At 66.0% G+C, this 4,412-nt stretch carries 5 protein-coding genes, 1 tRNA gene and 1 other RNA gene; all 7 read right to left on the bottom strand.

All coding sequences use genetic code 11. The features are described from left to right. Positions 1-172: 172 nt before the first annotated feature. The 7 genes from AC1DT2_RS16565 to AC1DT2_RS16535 all read right to left on the bottom strand — a co-directional run bounded on the left by AC1DT2_RS16565 (position 173) and on the right by AC1DT2_RS16535 (position 4,387). Entirely contained in the window at positions 173-517 is a 345-nt protein-coding gene (locus AC1DT2_RS16565) for a histidine triad nucleotide-binding protein (RefSeq protein ID WP_063573110.1), read from the bottom strand. A gap of 17 nt (positions 518-534) precedes the next feature. Next, complete coding sequence (recR, locus tag AC1DT2_RS16560; protein ID WP_063573111.1) at positions 535-1,137, bottom strand: recombination mediator RecR; 603 nt, start codon at positions 1,135-1,137, stop codon at positions 535-537. 19 nt (positions 1,138-1,156) lie between these two features. Beyond that, a complete protein-coding gene (locus tag AC1DT2_RS16555) occupies positions 1,157-1,480 on the bottom strand; it encodes a YbaB/EbfC family nucleoid-associated protein (protein ID WP_063573112.1) in 324 nt (107 codons plus the stop codon). After that, entirely contained in the window at positions 1,477-3,228 is a 1,752-nt protein-coding gene (gene dnaX / locus AC1DT2_RS16550) for a DNA polymerase III subunit gamma/tau (protein WP_477297515.1), read from the bottom strand. Before dnaX ends, AC1DT2_RS16555 begins: the two co-directional genes overlap by 4 nt. 91 nt (positions 3,229-3,319) lie before the next feature. Next, positions 3,320-3,416, bottom strand: an RNA gene (ffs, locus tag AC1DT2_RS16545) — signal recognition particle sRNA small type. Positions 3,417-3,441: 25 nt separating this feature from the next. Then, positions 3,442-3,532 (bottom strand) — tRNA-Ser (locus tag AC1DT2_RS16540). 96 nt (positions 3,533-3,628) lie between these two features. After that, on the bottom strand, positions 3,629-4,387 hold the full coding sequence (locus AC1DT2_RS16535; protein ID WP_477297516.1) for an MBL fold metallo-hydrolase: 759 nt from the start codon (positions 4,385-4,387) through the stop codon (positions 3,629-3,631). Positions 4,388-4,412 lie beyond the last annotated feature (25 nt).

Genomic DNA, 4,412 nt, shown 5'->3' with positions numbered 1-4,412 from the left:
GCCGTAGGCCAAATAAGTACACGGCCGCGCAGCGGCCTTTCCGCTACGAAACGCGGAGGACGTGTCTGAGCCGCGAGGGTGGGCACCGAAGGCTCTGCGCCTCACCCCCCCCCCAACGCAATCGGCGGCGCAAGCCGCTAAACACACGCACTCGCAACGCGAGTGAACCGCTTCAGCCCGGCGGCCAGTGCATCTGGCGGCCGGCGAGCAGGTGGACATGGATGTGGAACACTGTCTGTCCGCCGTGCGTATTCGTGTTGATCACCGTGCGGTAGCCGTCCTTCGCAAGACCCTGCGCCCTGGCGAACGAGGCGGCGGCGAGTAGCAGTTTGCCCAGCAGTTCGGCATCGCCCGGCACGGCGTCGTCCAGCGTCGCAATGGCCCGCTTGGGAATGAACAACACGTGCACCGGCGCCTGCGGATTGAGGTCGCGGAAGGCGAGCACGTCGTCGTCTTCATAGACGATATCGGCCGGAATTTCCCGGCGGACGATCTTCGCGAAGATGGTGTCGGTCATGGTGATTCCTTGAAGGGTCAGCCGACCGACTGCCGGCTGCCGAAAGCATGGGCGAGCGTGCCGCGGTCGACGAATTCGAGTTCGCCGCCCAGGGGCACACCATGAGCGAGACGGGTAGCGCGAATGCCGGCGGCCTTCGCCAGCTGACCGATGTAATGCGCCGTTGCTTCGCCTTCGACCGTCGGGTTGGTGGCGATGATCATCTCGGCGACATCGCCCTCACCCAGTCGCTCGACGAGCAGGGGCAAACCGAGCTCGTCCGGTCCCAGGCCATCCAGCGGCGAGAGGCGCCCGAGCAGCACGAAATACTGGCCGCGATAACCCGTCGCCCCTTCGATGGCAGCGAGATCGGATGGCGATTCCACGATGCAAAGCACCTGCGCGTCACGACTCGAACTGGCGCAGAGCGAACACACCGGTGTCTCGCTGAAGTTGCGGCAGCGCGTGCAATTGCCCACGTCGCGCATTGCCGACTCCAGGGCAGCAGCCAGACGCAAGCCGCCCTGCCGCTCGCGTTCGAGCAGCTGGAAGGCCATGCGCTGGGCGCTCTTCGCACCGACACCCGGCAGGCAACGCAAGGCATCGATCAGTTCGCCGAGAAGGCGGGAGCCGTTAGTCATCGTGTGGCGTGACCGCTCGTCAGAACGGCATCTTGAAGCCGGCGGGCAAGTTCAGCCCGGCGGTGACGCCACCCAGCCGCGAGCGGCTGATTTCGGCGATCTTGTTCACGGCATCGTTAACGGCTGCGGCGACCAGATCCTCGGCCATCTCGGGATCGTCCGCAAAAGCCTGGCGATCGATGTGCACCGAGCGCACTTCGTGGCCGCCCGACATGGTCACGGAGACCAGACCACCACCGGCGGTACCGGTGACTTCCGTCTTGGCGAGTTCATCCTGCGCACGCTTCATGTCTTCCTGCATGCGCTGGGCTTGCTGCATCAGCTGACCAATTTGACCTTTCACGTTCCTGGCTCCACGGGTTTGATCGATTGCGGAATGACGCGCGCGTCGAATTCGCGCTTGAGCGTCTGTACGAAGGGGTCGGTCTCCATCGAGGCGACCGCGTTGGCCTGTGCGTCGACCTGCGCCTGGGCCCGGCGTTCCGCCGGGGTACCCAGATTGCCGTGATCGGCAATGAAGCGGATGCGAATGCGTCGGCCGAGCGCCTGGGACACCTTTTCTTCCATCTGACTGGTGAGCGGCTCCACGGCCAGATGCATGTGCGAAGGCAGTAGCGCCAGCACCATGCCTTCACCGTCGAGCTCACGCAGCGACGAGTTCTGGGCCAGCTGACCGATCGGACCGCGCAGGTTCGCGCGCTCGATCACCTCGTGCCAGTCGGGCATACCATTGGCGCCGAGGGCCAGCGGGCCCTGTGGCGCGACGGGTGCCAGTGCCAGTGCCGGTGCTGGCGCTGGCGCCGCTACGGGCGGAGCCGCGCGGGGCGCAACGGGTGCAGGTGCGGAAGGACGCGCGGCAGCCGGCGCGGATGCGGGTGCAGACGAGACAGGCGCCTGAGCGCGCTGCGGGGCAGCGGCGGCGGGCGCCGGTGCTGATGCTGGAGCACGCGGCGCGGTGGCCGTCGCCGGCGCGGCCACGCGTGGCGCCGAAGGCGCAGCGCCCTGTCCGGCTTCCGCCGGACGGAAAGCGAACATGCGCAGCAGCGCCATCTCGAAGCCGATCCGCGCATCCGGCGCCAAGGGAAGTTCCCGGCGGCCGGTGGTGGCGATCTGGTAGTAGAGCTGGACGTCTTCGGGCGCGAGACGGTTGGCGATGTCGGCAAGGCCGGCGTCCCCCTCTTCTTCGCGATAACCCGGCACCAGCTGGATCAGCTGAATGCGATGCAGCACCGTAGCGAGATCGTCGAGGACGCCGGCGAAATCCGGCGAGTAAGACGCGATACGGTCGGCCTCGCCCATCAGCGCGGCGCCGTCACCGGCGGCGAGCGCCTCGACCACGCCGAGCACTTGCCCGCGCTCGACGCTGCCGAGCATGGCGCGTACGTCGCTGGCGCGCACGGAGCCGCCACCGTAGGCAATGGCCTGGTCGAGCAACGACAGTCCGTCGCGCATCGAGCCATCTGCGCCATGCGCGAGCTCACCGATAGCCTCGCCTTCGTATTCGATGCCTTCGGCCGCGAGGATGTGACGCATCTGTCCGGAAATCTGCTCCGGCAACAGGCGCTTGAGGTTGAACTTGAGGCAGCGCGACAGGACCGTCACCGGCAACTTCTGCGGGTCGGTCGTGGCGAGCAGGAACTTCACATGCGGCGGCGGCTCTTCCAGGGTCTTCAGCAGCGCATTGAACGCCGGCTTGGAGAGCATGTGCACCTCATCGACCAGGTAGACCTTGAAGCGCCCGCGCGACGGCGCGTACTGGGCGTTCTCGATCACCTCGCGGACATCGTCCACACCGGTATTGCTGGCCGCATCGATTTCGAGCAGGTCGACGAAACGACCGGCATCCACCGCCGTGCAGACCGAGCACTCACCGCAGGGATCGGCCGATTCGCCCCGCTCGCAGTTCAGCGACTTGGCGAAGATGCGGGCGATCGTCGTCTTGCCGACGCCGCGGGTGCCGGTGAAGAGATAGGCGTGATGCATGCGCCCGGAGTCGAGCGCGTTGGTGAGCGCGCGGACCACGTGCTCCTGGCCCACCAGTTCGGCGAACTTGCGCGGGCGCCACTTGCGTGCGAGGACCTGATAGGACATGCGTATTACCTTGGGACGACGGTGGATTGTGCCAAGGACCCGGGACGGGTGAAAGCGCGGCCCGAAAAGCGCGGCCCTCAAAAGGCGATGACCCTGCCAGCCACACCCCGGCACCCGAGTCGTCCGCTACCGTTGCTTCCTTCCGGACCTGGCGGAGTTTACGGACTATCGTCGCGGGGGGACCGACAGGGTCACCATAAAGACGTTTGAAACTGGCGGAGAGAGAGGGATTCGAACCCTCGATACGTTATTAGCGTATACACACTTTCCAGGCGTGCTCCTTCAACCACTCGGACACCTCTCCACTTGTACATCCTCTTTCCCGGCTTCCTGTCCGGCAAAGAAGCGGAAGGATAACTTCAGCGGTGCGGCGAGACAAGGGTGGAACAAAGAAATGGCATCAGCCCGCCGTCGGTCGGGGCGGCTGTGGCTCCGAAAGGGCCACCCGTTCGCCCGGACGAACGATCCGGTACCCGTGTGAGACCAGGGTTTCGCCGTCTTCGACGCTCCCGTAGTGATACAGCGCCAGGCGGGCGCGAACCTCGTCCGGGTACTCTCGCGCCAGGTCATCCACGCCAGTATGGGACGGATTACCGACGACACCGCAGTCGTGGGCGATGAGCTCGCCATGCGCGCCGTGAAGCGCCAGCGCCTCGGGAACGGGGCGGGTATCGCCGGTGTAGACGAAGCTGCCGCGCAGGGCGAGACCGTACGAGGTGCCCTGCACGTGGTGGCGCGTGGGAAACACGTCGAACCACTCGCCTTCGTGCCAGAACCCACGGGTGCATGGAATCAGGTGAAAAGCCTCCCAGTAGTTCACGCCGCCCTCGGCCAGCGCACCCGGGTAGTCAGCCACCCTGCCCTGCAGCCACGGCAGGAGCGCCGCATGCAGGTATACCCGCATGCGACCACGCAAGGCTTCGTCAAACCAGAGACGGAAGAACAATCGCTCCATACCCGCGACGTGGTCCATGTGAACGTGGGTCACGTAGAGAGCCGGCGGCGGCGCACCGTAGGCGGCCACGTAGCGATCCAGGGTGTCCGGTCCGCAGTCCACCAGGAGCAGCGGCCGGTCGTCACGCTCGACCACCACGGCGGATGATCCGAGCTCCACGGCATGCGCGGCGCCAGTTCCAAGGAAGTGCAGGTTCCAGCTCACCCTTTCAGACTCCGCTCGTAATGGT

It is taken from the genome of Luteibacter sp. P4_E6, assembly GCF_056401535.1.
The sequence above is the reverse complement of the archived record's forward strand: the minus strand, read 5'-3'. Positions and strand labels throughout refer to the sequence as shown.